Genomic DNA, 15,973 nt, shown 5'->3' with positions numbered 1-15,973 from the left:
CTATTCTAAACGCATTACGGACTAAAATAGGCTTGCTTTGAAATTAATTCGACTTTTCTAAAGTCCTGATTTTTTCAAACACATCGTCTAAGTCTGTGCCAAAATTAATTAACTGAATTTCTTTTAATGAATTTGCTTTTACTATTGTACGTAAAGGCTGAAATTGCATATTACACATATAAAGTTGTTGATTCGGTAACATATGTTGAACAAAACGTGTTAATGCATATATTCCACCAGTATCTAGGACGGTTACGGCATCGCATTGTAAAACGATATGTTTAATTTCACGATCTGTGTGTACGGTTTTTTCGTGTAGATCAGCAAATAAGTTATCGGCAGCAGCAAAGAATAACGGACCACTAATTCGATAAACTAAAGTATCATTTAGATCTTCAGGATGAGCCAATTCAATGGATTTAGTCATTTCTGCAATAGTACGGATAAATAGTAAACTTGCTAAGAGTACGCCGACTGTAATTGCAATAACCATATCAAAAAGAACTGTTAGAATTAAGCAAGTTAATAATACTGCAATTTCATTTTTTCCAGAGCGGCGAATTAATTGAATAATTTGTGACACATTTGCCATATTCCAAGCGACCACTAACAATAGTGCAGCCATTGATGATAGTGGTAGATAAGATAATGCTTTAGCAAAAAATAGTAATGCAAATAATACTAATAATGCGTGAATGACACTTGATAAAGGTGAGACAGCACCAGATTTTACATTAGCAGCAGAGCGTGCTATTGCTGCCGTAGCAGTTATTCCACCTAAAAATGGTGAAACGATATTTCCTAATCCTTGGGCTAACAATTCATTATTTGAATGATGTTTAGTATTAGTCATATTATCTAGCACAACGGCACAAAGTAATGATTCTATCGCTCCTAATACTGCCATTGAAAAAGCAGCAGGCAATAAATCTTGTAATACTTGAAAATTCCATTGAATAAGCTGACCTTCCGTATTAGGAATATTCCAAGGTAGCATAAAGGTTGGGAGTTCATTTGGAATACCAAATCCTGTTGAACCATCAGATAGGGTATAAGTAAATGAAGATCCTATCGTTGCTACATCAATGTTAAAATGATTGAATATTAGTGCAAGTAAGGTTCCCAAGATCACTGCTGGTAAATGCCCTGGAATAGATAAGCGTAATCTATGCCATTGGGTTAAAAGTAATAAAGTCGCAATACCTACAATGGTATCTGCCCAATTAATTGTTGGAAGTGCGGTTAAAATAGTATGGATTTTCCCAAGATAATGGGCAGGCATCTCGGGAATATTTAATCCCAGAAAATCTTTCACTTGTAATGTAGCAATTACAATACCAATTCCACTGGTGAAACCAAGAGTAACGGGTAGGGGAATATATTCAATAAGTCTTCCTAAACGAAATAATGCCATTAGCACTAATAGAACCCCTGATAATAGGGTAGCCATTAATAGCCCACTTAACCCAAATTGTTGTGTAACAGGATATAAAATAACAACAAATGCTGCAGTTGGACCCGAGATATTAAAACGAGATCCTCCAGTTAAAGCAATAACAATACCCGCTACGATAGCGGTATATAAACCATGTTGCGGTGGAACACCACTAGCAATTGCAAGAGCCATTGAAAGGGGGATGGCAATAATTCCGACCGTTAATCCTGCAATAATATCCTTAACTAAGTGTTGAGTGCTATAACCTACACGAAAGCTATCTTTTAATGCACTAAATGGTTTTACTGCAAGAAAGACATTATTGGTTAAAAACCATTTTTTTAACATTTTTTCCTCAAAGTGAAATGATTAGGAATGAATTAGATATAATATTGTAACTGAAATCTAAAAATAGTTTTATGTTTTAACGCAATAAAATGAAAAAATACTTGACGTAATTGATGTAAATCTTTATATTTCAGCCCTACCCAATGGTGAGATGTCCGAGTGGTTGAAGGAGCACGCCTGGAAAGCGTGTATGTGCGAAAGTGCATCGGGGGTTCGAATCCCCCTCTCACCGCCATTGTTCGATCATTTTTCTTTTTTTATGTCATTTTTGTTACGTCACACTGAATATTCGTTATTTATCCTTTCCTTAAAAAGATTTGCAAGACCCGAAAAATCAATATAAAGTTAATTCTATATTTGAACTGTACTTGTATTTAATTACATCATCGCCTATTAGATAGATATTTTGCTTAGATCGGTAATATTGTTTCTCTGTATTTTTAGAAAAATGGATATTATGATGATTCGTGTAGGTAGAATAGGTATATTGTTAAAAGTATAATGAGAGGAATGTTATGTATTGTAGAGCTAAATTAATATTTACTAGTTTTTTAATAATGCTATTTGTTGCAGGGTGTTCATCTTTATTAGCCACAAATAATCAAAAGCTTGCTTATAAAATTTTAGAAGATTATAAATGGGAATTAGTTGAAGCGAAAAATGCTGATGGTCAAATAATTTCTTCCTTATTTATTAATTCTAATAAACCTTTGGTATTGAACTTTATGTCTATTGATGGCGCGCATACATTAGCTCTAGAGAATACTTGTAATAAGTATTTGGCGGATTACCAGATTAAAGATAATGATGTAGAGCTGGGTTCCGTAGCAAGCACCTTGATCGCTTGTCCAGAAACACTAGCAAATTTTGATTTGGTGGCAGAAAATATTATTAGTGGTAAGTATGCAGTGAGTAAAGATACAAATCACCTTAGTATTTTAACCATTACTAGTCCGTCATATATAGCTTATTTTAGAGCTATTGCTAAGTAGTATTATTTTTTATTGGTTATTTTATTGATAAATATTCTTTTGTTATGATCTAATCGCTATTTATTACAGAGTCCTCATGAGAAATATAAGACATTTTGCACAAAAGTACGTTAGTTGGGTTATTCGATTAGGAAGAATAAAATTTTCGCTACTTGGTGTTGGTATATTGGCTATATTCGCATTATTTCTACAAGTTGTTTTGAGCTTCTTTATTATCGGAAAAATATATTGGAATGATATTCTTCGTTCTATTATATTCGGGTTGCTTTCAGCTCCCTTTGTAGTTTATTTTTTTACATTACTTGTTGAGCGATTAGAACGATCTCGTCTTAATTTGGCAAAGCTAGTTGATAATTTAAGAAATGAAGTATCAGAAAGAATAGCGACAGAGAAAAAATTGTCAGTTGCATTAGCTGAATTAGAGCAAAAAAATAAAGATAAAGCAGCATTGATGGCAACGATTAGTCATGAATTAAAAACACCATTAAATGGTATTATTGGTCTAAGTCAGATTTTATTAGATGATAATTTAACTGAAACACAACGTAATTATTTAAAAACCATTAGTATGAGTGCTATTTCATTAGGGCATATTTTTGGGGATATTATTGATTTAGAAAAAATTGATGCTAACAGCATAGAATTGCATAAGAAAGAAACCGATTTTTATCGTTTTTTAAGTGATATCACTAATTTTGCCACATTAATGGCGGAGCAAAAACAATTAAAATTTGAGATAACTTATGATGAAAAATTACCGCATTGGTTGATGATTGATACACCAAGATTAAGTCAAATATTATGGAATTTGATTGCTAATGCGGTTAAATTTACGCAAGAGGGGACTATTTCATTATCTATTAGATCCGAAGGAAATGAATATTATTCTTTCTCTGTAAAAGATACAGGGATTGGTATTGAAACTAAAGAACTAGATAATATATTTATGATGTATTATCAGGTACAAACGACAAAACAGAAATCTTTAGGCAGTGGAATTGGGCTTTCTGTTTCTAAAATTCTTGCTCAACTGATGGATGGCGACTTAATCGTAAAAAGTCAATTAAATCAAGGTTCTGAATTTATATTAAGATTTAAGGCTGAAAAAGTTAGAGAGCCACTTGAACATTCAATTAATATTCCTAAAACCTTACATATCCTACTTGTCGAGGATATTGATGTAAACATTATTGTCGCCAAATCTGTATTAGAAAAATTAGGCTATACGGTTGATGTAGCGATGACTGGAAAAGAGGCCATTTATCAATTTGAACAGCATTATTATGATCTTCTTTTACTGGATATTCAATTACCTGATATGTCAGGATTTGATGTAGCACAACATTTACAAGATGGTTATAACAATGGTCGTTATGATTTTTTACCTCCATTAGTGGCATTAACTGCTAATGTAATGCAAAGTAAAAAAGAATATCAAGCGAAAGGAATGGATGATGTTCTGCGTAAACCTCTTGTTGTAGAGGATTTAAAAAGGTGTTTACAGGAATATTTTGGTGATGAATTGAGTTCTCAAGATATCCTTATTGAATGTCAAGAATATCCGATTAATGAAATTGTCAATAGTGAAAATTTTGATTTTGCGATATTACACGAGCTTATTGATATGTTGGGGGCTAAATTTGTCCAAGATAATCTTTTATTGTTCAAGAAAACAATGCCTGATTATATTAAAGAACTTGTTGTTGCTTATGATCTTTATCAGCAAGATAGTAACAGTAAAGAAACGTTAATTGCTGTAGCCCATAAAATTAAAGGGGCAGCGGCTTCGGTAGGATTAAAACGATTACAACAAATTGCAGCAAAAGCACAAGATCCACAACAGGATGAGTGGGTGAATCAGATAGGCGTATGGGTAACGAGCTTAAAAGATTTATGGTTAGAGGATGTGGATAGCTTAAATTATTGGCTAGATAAAAAATTATAAAATTAATACCGCACTTTACTCTTTTATTCAAATATAGCATAAAGTGCGGTCTTATTTTTTGTTAGATTAACTTCTTAGGGTATCACTTAAACAAGGTTGAATTTTATTTAAAATTTCTTTTACAATTCGTGGTGAAGCTGCAACGATATGACCATCCGTGAGGTAATTATGATTACCATTAAAATCACAAACTAAGCCACCAGCTTCTCTTACAATTAAGTCACCAGCAGCAATATCCCAGGCTTTAATACCCATTTCAAAATAGCCATCAACTCGTTTTGCTGCTACATAGCACAAGTCTAATGCTGCAGATCCTGTTCTACGAAAATCAGCCGATTCAGCTGATAAACTACTCATCATTGCAAATTGGGTAGGCATTAATGCTTTTTTCTTAAAAGGAAATCCTGTTGCGAGAATTGTGCCTGTTAATTCACGTTTATTATCAACACGAAGGCGGATATCATTAAGTTTTGCTCCCTCGCCTCGCACTGCGGTAAATAACTCATTACGGATAGGATCATAAACAACACCGACTTCGGTACGTCCTTTTACACGAATAGCGATTGAAACAGAAAAATGAGGTAAACCATAGACAAAATTGGTTGTTCCATCTAGTGGATCGATAACCCATTGTGTATCGTTATCTTTACCTTGTAAAGCACCACTCTCTTCAGTAATGATCGTATGCTCTGGATAAGAGGCTTTAATCACTTCGATAATTGCTGCTTCAGAGGCTTTATCTATATTGGTAACAAAGTCATTTTCACTTTTTGTGATTGTTTGAATTTCATCACGGCGTTCATAACCTTTAGCAATAACATTGCCCGCTTTTCGTGCCGCACGAATAGCGATATTTAACATTGGATTCATATTTCCACCAGATTTTAAAAAGAACATCAATAATTAGCCCTAAATTATAGTGAATTTTGATCGAAAAAGCGAGTATAAAAATTTTAAAATTGTTGACTAAATATAAGGGGTATTATGCTAAAATGGTATGAAATATTAAGAGGAATAATGTTAGTTATGCTATCAAAAATTAGAATTGTTTTAGTGGAAACTTCTCATAGTGGCAATATAGGCTCAGCTGCGAGAGCGATGAAAACAATGGGATTAAGTCAGCTATATTTGGTTTCGCCAAAACAAGCGATTGATGAACAGGCTGTTGCATTATCAGCAGGTGCGGAAGACGTGCTTAATAAAGCGATTGTCGTGAATAATTTTGATGAGGCTATTGCGGATTGTTCTCTTGTTATTGGCACAAGTGCAAGATTAAGACACCTACAAACTACCTTAGTTAATCCAAAAGAATGTGCAGAAAAAGCACTTATTCATCACCAAGAAGGACAAATTGCGATTGTTTTTGGACGAGAAAGAGTGGGATTAATTAATGATGAATTATTAAAATGTCGCTATCATCTACATATTCCTGCTAATCCTGAATATTCCTCATTAAATTTGGCGATGGCGGTACAACTGGTTTGTTATGAGTTAAGAATGGCTTATTTATCTCAGAAAAAAGAAATAAAACAAATTTCATCAATAGAAAATACCTATCCTGATGCTCGAGAGTTAACTTATTTTTTTAATCAAACAGAGAAGGTGTATCAACGCTTAGGATTCATTAAAAATCAATCAGTTATACCAAAATTACAACGCTTGTATCAGCGTGCTGAAATTGAAAAAAATGAGTTAAATATATTATTAGGAATGTTAAAAGCCGTCGAAAAACGGCTAGATTGATATTTTATGATAGTTGACTAATTTAGTCAGGAATGTAATATAGCTAACATAGTTTCAACAAAAGGATGCTCACAGATGAAATTAACCTCTAAAGGTCGTTATGCGGTAACTGCTATTTTAGATATAGCATTACATTCTGAAGATGGTCCTGTTAATTTAGCTGATATTTCTGAAAGACAACATATTTCTCTTTCTTATTTGGAGCAATTATTTGCAAAATTACGTCGAAATGGTTTAGTTATAAGTGTTAGAGGTCCTGGTGGTGGTTATAAATTAGGATTAGATACAGATAAAATTTCTATTGGAATGATTATTTCTGCGGTCAATGAAAATATTAATGTAACAAAATGTTTAGGAAAGGGCTATTGCCATTCAGGAAAACAATGTTTAACCCATTCTCTGTGGAATGAGTTAAGTCAACGAATAGAACACTTTTTGGATAATATTACATTAGCAGAATTAGTTGATAAACATTACGATGAACATAAGAAATTACAAGGTAATTTTGATGATTTAGTATTAATTAATAGCCATTCCAAATAGTATATTTAGTTTGTAAGTATTATAGTAAAAATGATTTTTAGGAGAGAATAATGAAATTACCAATTTATTTAGATTATGCGGCAACTTGCCCTGTGGATGAACGTGTAGCAAAAAAAATGATGGAATATTTAACGGTTGATGGTGCATTTGGTAATCCTGCCTCACGTTCCCATAAATTTGGCTGGCAAGCTGAAGAAGCGGTGGATGTTGCACGTAATCATATTGCTGATTTAATTGGTGCAGATAGTCGAGAAATAGTATTTACTTCAGGGGCAACTGAGTCAGATAACCTTGCAATCAAGGGAGCTGCTCATTTTTACCAAACTAAAGGTAAACATATTATTACTTGCAAAACTGAACATAAAGCTGTTTTAGATACTTGCCGACAACTTGAACGTGAAGGCTTTGAAGTAACTTATCTAGCACCAGAAAGCGATGGTTTAATTGATTTAAACAAATTAGAAGCGGCAATGCGAGATGATACGATTCTAGTTTCTATTATGCATGTTAATAATGAAACTGGTGTTATTCAAGATATTGAAAAAATTGGTGAATTGTGCCGTTCAAAGAAAGTTATTTTTCATGTGGACGCCACTCAAAGTGTAGGTAAATTACCTATCAATTTAGCTGAATTGAAAGTGGATTTAATGTCTATGTCTAGCCATAAACTATATGGACCGAAAGGCATTGGCGCACTTTATGTTCGTCGTAAACCACGTATCCGTCTAGAAGCCATTATTCATGGCGGTGGACATGAAAGAGGAATGCGTTCTGGTACATTACCTGTTCATCAAATTGTAGGAATGGGAGAAGCATATCGCATTTGTAATGAAGAAATGGCGACGGAAATGCCTCGTTTAAAAGCACTTCGTGATCGTTTGTACAATGGCTTAAAAGATATTGAAGAAACTTATGTAAATGGTTCTTTTACTCAGCGAGTGGACAATAATTTAAATATTAGTTTTAACTATGTTGAAGGTGAAAGTTTAATGATGGCATTGCGTGATATCGCTGTTTCATCAGGATCAGCTTGTACTTCTGCAAGTTTAGAACCTTCTTATGTATTACGAGCATTAGGATTGAATGATGAATTAGCACATAGCTCAATTCGTTTCACAATAGGACGTTATACTACGGAAGAAGAAATTGATTACACTATTGAACTTGTAAAAAGTGCGGTAAAAAAATTAAGAGATTTATCACCTCTGTGGGATATGTTTAAAGAAGGCGTTGACCTTAATTCGATTGAATGGTCACATCATTAATTAAAAATAATTAGTTTAGTAAAGTGTATAATAAAGGAACAAAAAATGGCTTATAGCGATAAAGTAATTGATCATTATGAAAACCCTCGTAATGTAGGCGCTTTTGATAAAGCAGATCCTTCTGTGGGAAGTGGAATGGTTGGTGCACCAGCTTGTGGTGATGTAATGCAATTACAAATTAAAGTAGATGAGAATGGCATTATTGAAGATGCGAAATTTAAAACTTATGGTTGTGGTTCAGCAATCGCCTCAAGCTCACTAGTAACAGAATGGGTGAAAGGAAAGTCTTTAGATGAAGCTCAGTCTATTAAAAATAGTCAAATAGCAGAAGAACTTGAATTACCACCAGTAAAAGTTCATTGCTCTATTCTTGCTGAAGATGCAATTAAAGCTGCTGTTGCTGATTATAAAGCAAAAAAAGGTGCATAATAAGTAATCTATAATATTTCTATGAAAGATAAAAGTGTAGTAAATGCTACACTTTTGTTAGTATTATTTGGAGAATATATGGCAGTTACATTAACTGAAAGTGCCGAAAATAGGGTAAGAACATTTTTAGCAAACCGTGGAAAAGGTATAGGGCTTAGATTGGGCATAAAGACATCAGGTTGTTCTGGATTAGCTTATGTATTGGAATTTGTTGATGAACTCAACGATGATGATCAAGTCTTTGATAATAATGGTGTTAAGGTTATTGTTGATGCGAAAAGCCTTGTGTATTTAGATGGTACTCAGCTTGATTTTGTTAAAGAAGGATTGAATGAAGGGTTTAAATTTATCAATCCTAATGTTAAAGATGAATGCGGTTGTGGTGAAAGCTTTAACGTTTAATGAAAGAGTCGAGAATATTATAAATGAATAATCCTTTTGCTTTATTTGATTTACCTGTTGATTTTATCGTTGATCAAGATTTGCTTGCCAAACGTTATTTAACATTACAAAAAACATTACACCCTGATAATTTTGCAAATGGTTCTGCTCAAGAACAGCGTTTAGCGATGCAAAAATCTTCAGAGATTAATGATGCTTTACAAATTTTAAAAAATCCTATACTGAGAGCGGACAGTATTATTGCATTAAATCTAGGCGTTCAGGAAGATTTAGAACAAACGACTAATCATAATATTGATTTTTTAATGCAACAAATGACTTGGCGTGAGCAACTAGAAGTAATTGAGCAGCAAAAAAATGTTCAACAATTACAAGATTTTTATCAAAAGATAGAAGAACAAGATAAAATAGTTATTTCCGCATTATCTGAGGCGCTTTCACTGAAAGATTGGCAAAAAGCGAAAGAATTCAATGATAAGTTACGTTTTATTAAAAAACTTTTATTAGAAATAGAACGAGTAGAAGAACAATTAATTGATTTTTGATTGTTAGTTGATATTGAATAAGATTAAAAAAATCATTTTACATTAATAAAATAATTATAGAAGAGAATAACAATGGCATTACTTCAAATTGCTGAGCCAGGTCAAACAGCAGTACCTCATCAACAAAAATTAGCAATAGGTATTGATTTAGGCACCACAAACTCTTTGGTGGCAACTGTTCGTAATGGAAGTTCAGAAGTTTTACTTGATGAGCAAGAATATGCTTTAACGCCGTCAATTGTTCATTTTGCAAAAAATGAAGAAGTGATTATTGGACGTGAAGCCTCGGAATTAGCAAGTCAAGATCCGGTGAATACCATTGTTTCCATTAAACGATTGATTGGTCGAAGTTTAGTTGATATTCAAGAACGTTATCCTAACCTTCCTTATATTTTTGAAAGATCTGAGAATAATTTACCTTTATTAAAAACGAACAAGGGTATTTTTAGCCCAGTTGAAATTTCAGCAGAAATTTTAAAAAAATTAACCGCACTTGCTGAAAAACGCTTAGCAGGAGATATTGCAGGCGTTGTTATTACTGTTCCTGCTTATTTTGATGATGCTCAACGTCAGAGTACTAAAGATGCGGCGAAGTTAGCTGGATTAAATGTATTACGTTTACTTAATGAGCCGACAGCCGCGGCTATTGCTTATGGACTGGATTCTGAACAAGAAGGGGTAATTGCAGTTTATGATCTTGGTGGTGGGACTTTTGATATCTCCATTTTACGTTTATCAAAAGGGGTGTTTGAAGTTTTAGCGACTGGCGGTGATACGGCTTTAGGAGGCGATGATTTCGATCATTTATTAGTAAATTGGATTATTGAACAATCTACATTATTACCTAAAGATGATCAGGAGCAACGTCAATTACTGGAATTAGCTACAAAGACGAAAATTGCGTTAACTGATAATGAAACAGTTTCTATTGTTTATAAAACTTGGCAAGGAAATATTTCTCGTGAACAGTTTAATTCGCTTATTCAACCATTAGTTAAACGTTCTTTGCTTGCTTGTCGTCGAGCATTAAAAGATGCCGATATATCAGATGAAATTCGCGAAGTCGTGATGGTTGGCGGTTCAACAAGAGTGCCTTTAGTTCGTGAAGAAGTGGGTAAATTTTTCAAACGTGAACCATTAACCTCTATTGATCCTGATAAAGTGGTTGCACTTGGTGCGGCGATACAAGCAGATATTTTAGTGGGAAATAAACCTAATTCAGAAATGTTATTACTTGATGTCATTCCACTTTCTCTTGGTATTGAAACAATGGGGGGATTAGTAGAGAAAATTATTCCTCGTAATACCACGATTCCAGTGGCTAGAGCTCAAGAATTTACTACTTTTAAAGATGGGCAAACGGCTATGTCAGTGCATATTGTTCAAGGTGAACGTGAAATGGTTGATGATTGTCGTTCTCTTGCTCGTTTTACATTACGAGGTATTCCAGCAATGGCTGCTGGTGCTGCCCATATTTTAGTAACTTACCAAGTTGATGCAGATGGTTTATTAAGTGTTACGGCAATGGAAAAATCAACAGGTGTGCAATCTTCTATTCAAGTGAAACCATCTTATGGTTTAACAGACACCGAGATTGCTAATATGTTGAAAGCCTCGATGGAAAATGCGAAAGAAGATATTCAAGCTAGGTTATTAACGGAACAACGTGTTGATGCTACTCGTGTTATTGAAACAATCAAAGTAGCATTACAACAAGACGATAATTTATTAAATGATGAAGAATTAAGTGCGGTCAAAAAAGCATTAGTTTCTTTAGAAGAGTTAGTTAAACAAGAAGATAGTCTTGCTATTAAGCAAGGCATTAAAGCCCTCGATAAAGCAACTCAAGAGTTTGCTGCACGACGTATGGATAAATCAATCAGAGAAGCGTTAGCAGGGCGTTCTATTGATGAAATTGAAAAGAATTAAGGAAGAATAATAATGACAAAAATAGTTTTTTTACCTCACGAAACTTTATGCCCAGAAGGTATGGTAGTCGATGCGGCTGAAGGGGATAATTTATTAGATATCGCTTTAGAAGCAGGAATAGAAATTGAACATGCTTGTGATAAATCTTGTGCTTGTACAACTTGCCATGTTGTTATTCGAGAAGGTTTTGATAGTTTAAATGAAAGTACTGATGATGAAGATGATATGCTTGATAAGGCTTGGGGACTTGAAGTTGATAGTCGTTTAAGTTGCCAATGTAAATTAGGTAGAGAAGATCTTGTCGTTGAAATTCCTAAATATACTTTAAATCATGCAAGAGAAGAAAATTAGATTATCAACAATCTAGTAATACTTATTAGTAATAATTAAAAGGTTCCTATTGTAAAATAAGAACCTTTTTTAATTTAATAGGAAATTTCATCATATTTTTCATGATTAATTTAGTAAAATACTTAATTGGTTTTTCTTTTCTCGTTATCTAATTTTCTATTTCTTCATAAAAATTGTAAATACAATTGACATTTATTATCATCTATAAAATAATTCACATTCGTATTTTTATTTTGATATAGGATTATAAAATGCCACAATTATTTGAATTTTTACATAATTATATTGATTATATTATTCTTGGGTTACTTGGATTAATGAGTTTTTTAATGATTTGGTTCGTTATTGAAAGATTTATCTTTTTATCTAAAATAAATGTCGCTCATTATACAAATATCCATGAATTAGATATTGATTTACAACGTAATTTAACCATTATTTCAACTATTGGATCAAACGCACCCTATGTTGGGTTATTAGGGACGGTTATTGGTATTTTATTAACATTCTATGAATTAGGGCATTCTGGTGGAGATATTGATGCAGCCGCCATTATGTTAAATCTTTCTTTGGCTCTAAAAGCAACAGCAGTTGGTATTTTAGTGGCGATTCCATCAATGGTTTTTTATAATGGACTATCTCGAAAAGTAGAAGTTAATCGCTTGAAATGGAAAGCACTAAACGGTCAAAAAAATATAGGGGCATAATGTGAAAAAATTTGATGAAATAAACATTATTCCTTTTATTGATATTATGCTTGTTTTATTAGCTATAGTATTAATAACAGCTTCCTTTATTTCTCAAGGAAAAATTCAAGTTAATGTACCAAAAGCTAGCTCTACTGTTGCTTTTAAATCTGACGATCTTGCTAAGTTACTAACAGTAACAGAAACAGGTGAAATATTCTTTAATGATAAGCCAATCACTATGGAAGAGTTAGAAAATGAGATAGCGACTTGGTCTAAGGAGCAGAAAGTAACATTAAAAGTTGATGCAAAATCAATGTTCCAAGATTTCGTGACTTTAACTGATATTATTGCAAAAAATGAAATTAAAAATGTCGCTATTGTAACGATGAAAGAGAAAGGCAAATAAATGAGTAAACATCATTCTTTATTTGGCTTTTTAGGATCTTTATTTATTCATGGTTTATTAGCCTTTGTTATAGTGATGTTGATAATGAATAAGCCAGAGAGTGCGAATGGTTATAGTGCAGATCTTGTGGATACCAATATTTCTATGGAAATGTTACAAGCGATGGTAAGGGTTGAGCCAGAACCGGAGCCTGAACCTGAAATTAAACAAGAAGAACCGAAAGAAGAAGTAGCTGATCCAACGGTTAAGCCAGAGCCAGAGAAAATAGAAAAACCGAAAGAGCCAGAGAAAAAACAGCCAAAAGAGAAACCAAAGCCAAAACCAAAACCAAAGAAAAAAACGCCACCTAAAGATGTGATAAAAGGTGATCGTGATATTGATTCTAAGGATAAGGTTAATTCTCAAGCGACAAGCACAGGTATTGCCACAACTAATAACCCCAATTTAGCGGGAAGTGGGGCAAGTGCAAGTGAGTTAGATGCCTACCGTAGTGCATTAAGAAGAGAAATAGAACGTCATAAACGCTATCCTCAGCGAGCAAGAATGATGAGAAAGCAAGGCGTAGTTATGGTTTCTTTTAGCATTGCTGCTGATGGTACCTTAACTAATGTTAATGTTGTTAAATCATCAGGGGCAAGTGATCTTGATGAGGCGGCTTTAACCGCAGTTAAAAGTGCTAGAAGTATTGGGCCACGTCCTGCTGGATTAGGTACTTCTATTTCTGTGCCGATTAGTTTTAAATTACGTTAAACTGCTATCATTTAATATCATCTAACCCTCGTATTATTGGATGCGAGGGTTATTTTATTTTTGAAAAATTTTTTAAACTAAGTTTGTATTTTTCTTGCCTTTTTATATAAAAAGCGTATTATAGACGTCTAGATGGTTATATTGAATTATTATTTTAAGGAACGTTATGTCATCATATTTATTTACTTCTGAATCCGTTTCTGAAGGACATCCAGATAAAATTGCAGACCAAATTTCTGATGCGGTATTAGATGCGATTTTAGCACAAGATCCTAAGGCTCGAGTTGCTTGTGAAACCTACGTAAAAACGGGTATGGCATTAGTCGGTGGAGAAATTACTACTTCAGCTTGGGTAGATATTGAAAATCTTGCTCGCCAAGTGATCTGTGATATTGGTTATACTTCATCAGATATGGGGTTTGACGGACATTCTTGTGCGGTGCTAAATGCTATTGGTAAACAGTCTTCTGATATTAATCAAGGTGTGGATCGTGAGAATCCTTTAGAGCAAGGGGCTGGCGATCAAGGGATTATGTTTGGTTATGCAACCAATGAAACTGATGTACTTATGCCTGCAACGATTACCTATGCACATCGCTTAGTTGAACGTCAAGCTGAAGTTCGTAAAAATGGTACGCTTGATTGGTTACGTCCTGATGCAAAAAGCCAAGTAACATTAAAATATGAAAATAATAAAGTTATTGGTGTGGATGCCGTTGTTTTATCAACACAACATGCAGATACTATTAGTCAAAAAGATCTTCACGAAGCGGTAATGGAAGAAATTATTAAGCCAATTCTGCCGAGTGAATGGTTATCTAAAGATACTAAGTATTTTATTAATCCTACTGGTCGTTTCGTGATTGGTGGACCAATGGGGGATTGTGGTTTAACAGGACGTAAAATTATTGTTGATACTTATGGTGGTGTAGCTCGTCATGGTGGTGGTGCCTTTTCAGGAAAAGATCCATCAAAAGTTGACCGTTCCGCAGCTTATGCCGCTCGTTATGTTGCTAAAAATATTGTTGCAGCGGGACTGGCAGATCGTTGTGAAATTCAACTTTCTTACGCTATTGGTGTTGCCGAACCTACTTCAATTATGCTTGAAACTTTTGGTACGGCGAAAGTCAATGAAGATTTGCTAATTAAATTAGTACGTGAATTTTTTGATTTACGTCCTTATGGTTTGATTAAAATGTTAGATCTTATTCAACCAATCTATCGTGAAACAGCCGCTTATGGACATTTTGGACGTGAACAATTCCCTTGGGAAAAAACGGATAAAGCAGAAGCACTACGTTTAGCGGTTGGTTTAAAATAAGTATTTTAGATATATTATCCCTTATAAAACACGAGAATTTAGTTAAGTTCTCGTGTTTTTATTTTAATCAAATATAATAAGATAATATTTTTATTAAATAGAAGAAGAAAATGAATAACCTACAACTTGAACAAATTATTAATCAAAAACTAAATAGCCAAGCAATCACAGATTACGCTCCTAATGGATTACAAGTAGAGGGTAAAACTGAAATCAAAAAAATTATTACAGGGGTTACCGCAAGCCAAGCATTGATCGACTATGCAGTTTCTGAAAATGCTGATGCTATTTTAGTACATCATGGCTATTTTTGGAAAAGTGAGAATCCTTGTATTCGAGGTATGAAAGGTAAACGAATTAAAACCCTATTAGTGAATGATATTAACCTTTATGGCTACCATTTACCTTTAGATATACATACTGAATTAGGGAATAATGCAAAATTAGCTCAATTATTGGGGATTGAAAATTTACAGCCATTAGAAAATAGTACCACAAGTATTCCTGTATATGGCTCGCTTATCAATCCAGTTACTGGTGAAGAATTTGCACAACGAATAGAAAAAGCATTAAACCGTAAACCATTATTTTGTGGTGAAAATGCATCGCACTTAATTCGTACAATTGGTATTTGTACGGGTGGTGGACAAGGCTATATTGATCTTGCCGCACAAAAAGGACTTGATGCTTTTATTACTGGTGAAGTGTCTGAGCAAACTATTCATTCAGCAAGGGAACAAGGATTACATTTTTTTGCAGCAGGACATCACGCAACAGAGCGTTATGGAATAAAAGCATTGGGTGAGTGGCTAGCGAAAGAATATGGCTTTGAAGTGATATTTAAAGATATTGATAATCCAGCATAAGGTCTGCTTTGTAT

The 15,973-nt window shown here is 33.7% G+C and carries 17 protein-coding genes and 1 tRNA gene; 16 read left to right on the top strand and 2 right to left on the bottom strand.

All coding sequences use genetic code 11. The features are described 5' to 3' along the window. Nucleotides 1-43: 43 nt before the first annotated feature. Nucleotides 44-1,783 carry a C4-dicarboxylic acid transporter DauA gene (dauA, locus tag EV697_RS05920; RefSeq protein WP_132023644.1) on the bottom strand — a complete coding sequence of 580 codons (1,740 nt, stop codon included), beginning with the start codon at nt 1,781-1,783 and terminating at the stop codon, nt 44-46. Between the two features lie 145 nt (nt 1,784-1,928). Here dauA and EV697_RS05915 point away from each other — a divergent pair. The 3 genes from EV697_RS05915 (at nt 1,929) to EV697_RS05905 (ending at nt 4,720) form a co-directional block, all read left to right on the top strand. Then, a tRNA-Ser gene (locus EV697_RS05915) sits at nt 1,929-2,018 on the top strand. A gap of 280 nt (nt 2,019-2,298) precedes the next feature. Beyond that, nucleotides 2,299-2,775, top strand: a complete 477-nt coding sequence (locus EV697_RS05910; RefSeq protein WP_132023642.1) for an META domain-containing protein — start codon at nt 2,299-2,301, stop codon at nt 2,773-2,775. Nucleotides 2,776-2,851: 76 nt separating this feature from the next. Continuing rightward, on the top strand, nt 2,852-4,720 hold the full coding sequence (locus EV697_RS05905) for an ATP-binding protein (protein ID WP_132023640.1): 1,869 nt from the start codon (nt 2,852-2,854) through the stop codon (nt 4,718-4,720). Between the two features lie 66 nt (nt 4,721-4,786). Here EV697_RS05905 and suhB read toward each other — a convergent pair whose 3' ends face one another. Next, complete coding sequence (gene suhB, locus EV697_RS05900) at nt 4,787-5,590, bottom strand: inositol-1-monophosphatase (protein ID WP_132023694.1); 804 nt, start codon at nt 5,588-5,590, stop codon at nt 4,787-4,789. Nucleotides 5,591-5,746: 156 nt separating this feature from the next. Between suhB and trmJ the strand changes: the two genes are divergently transcribed. The 13 genes from trmJ (at nt 5,747) to EV697_RS05835 (ending at nt 15,959) form a co-directional block, all read left to right on the top strand. Further along, nucleotides 5,747-6,463 (top strand): tRNA (cytosine(32)/uridine(32)-2'-O)-methyltransferase TrmJ, encoded by a 717-nt coding sequence (gene trmJ / locus EV697_RS05895; protein ID WP_132023692.1) that lies wholly within the window; start codon nt 5,747-5,749, stop codon nt 6,461-6,463. 75 nt (nt 6,464-6,538) lie between these two features. Next, nucleotides 6,539-7,006, top strand: a complete 468-nt coding sequence (gene iscR / locus EV697_RS05890) for a Fe-S cluster assembly transcriptional regulator IscR (RefSeq protein ID WP_132023638.1) — start codon at nt 6,539-6,541, stop codon at nt 7,004-7,006. A 50-nt stretch (nt 7,007-7,056) separates the two neighbouring features. Next, entirely contained in the window at nt 7,057-8,271 is a 1,215-nt protein-coding gene (locus EV697_RS05885; protein WP_132023636.1) for an IscS subfamily cysteine desulfurase, read from the top strand. 45 nt (nt 8,272-8,316) lie between these two features. Continuing rightward, a complete protein-coding gene (iscU, locus tag EV697_RS05880) occupies nt 8,317-8,700 on the top strand; it encodes a Fe-S cluster assembly scaffold IscU (RefSeq protein ID WP_132023634.1) in 384 nt (127 codons plus the stop codon). Nucleotides 8,701-8,778: 78 nt separating this feature from the next. Continuing rightward, complete coding sequence (gene iscA / locus EV697_RS05875) at nt 8,779-9,102, top strand: iron-sulfur cluster assembly protein IscA (RefSeq protein WP_132023632.1); 324 nt, start codon at nt 8,779-8,781, stop codon at nt 9,100-9,102. A gap of 23 nt (nt 9,103-9,125) precedes the next feature. Then, nucleotides 9,126-9,647, top strand: coding sequence for a Fe-S protein assembly co-chaperone HscB (gene hscB, locus EV697_RS05870; protein WP_132023630.1), 522 nt, complete (start codon nt 9,126-9,128; stop codon nt 9,645-9,647). 72 nt (nt 9,648-9,719) lie between these two features. Next, nucleotides 9,720-11,576, top strand: a complete 1,857-nt coding sequence (gene hscA, locus EV697_RS05865) for a Fe-S protein assembly chaperone HscA (protein ID WP_132023628.1) — start codon at nt 9,720-9,722, stop codon at nt 11,574-11,576. 12 nt (nt 11,577-11,588) lie between these two features. Next, on the top strand, nt 11,589-11,927 hold the full coding sequence (gene fdx / locus EV697_RS05860; protein ID WP_132023626.1) for an ISC system 2Fe-2S type ferredoxin: 339 nt from the start codon (nt 11,589-11,591) through the stop codon (nt 11,925-11,927). Between the two features lie 251 nt (nt 11,928-12,178). Then, complete coding sequence (gene exbB, locus EV697_RS05855; RefSeq protein ID WP_132023624.1) at nt 12,179-12,634, top strand: TonB-system energizer ExbB; 456 nt, start codon at nt 12,179-12,181, stop codon at nt 12,632-12,634. A 1-nt stretch (nt 12,635) separates the two neighbouring features. Then, nucleotides 12,636-13,022: a TonB system transport protein ExbD gene (gene exbD, locus EV697_RS05850; protein ID WP_132023622.1), complete on the top strand. Its 387-nt coding sequence runs from the start codon at nt 12,636-12,638 to the stop codon at nt 13,020-13,022. Beyond that, nucleotides 13,023-13,772 (top strand): energy transducer TonB, encoded by a 750-nt coding sequence (locus tag EV697_RS05845; protein WP_132023620.1) that lies wholly within the window; start codon nt 13,023-13,025, stop codon nt 13,770-13,772. It abuts the gene before it with no gap. Between the two features lie 166 nt (nt 13,773-13,938). Then, entirely contained in the window at nt 13,939-15,093 is a 1,155-nt protein-coding gene (metK, locus tag EV697_RS05840) for a methionine adenosyltransferase (protein ID WP_132023618.1), read from the top strand. 110 nt (nt 15,094-15,203) lie between these two features. After that, a complete protein-coding gene (locus EV697_RS05835) occupies nt 15,204-15,959 on the top strand; it encodes a Nif3-like dinuclear metal center hexameric protein (protein WP_132023616.1) in 756 nt (251 codons plus the stop codon). Nucleotides 15,960-15,973: the final 14 nt, after the last annotated feature.

This window comes from Bisgaardia hudsonensis (assembly GCF_004345785.1).
Classification (GTDB): domain Bacteria; phylum Pseudomonadota; class Gammaproteobacteria; order Enterobacterales; family Pasteurellaceae; genus Bisgaardia; species Bisgaardia hudsonensis.
The sequence above is the reverse complement of the archived record's forward strand: the minus strand, read 5'-3'. Positions and strand labels throughout refer to the sequence as shown.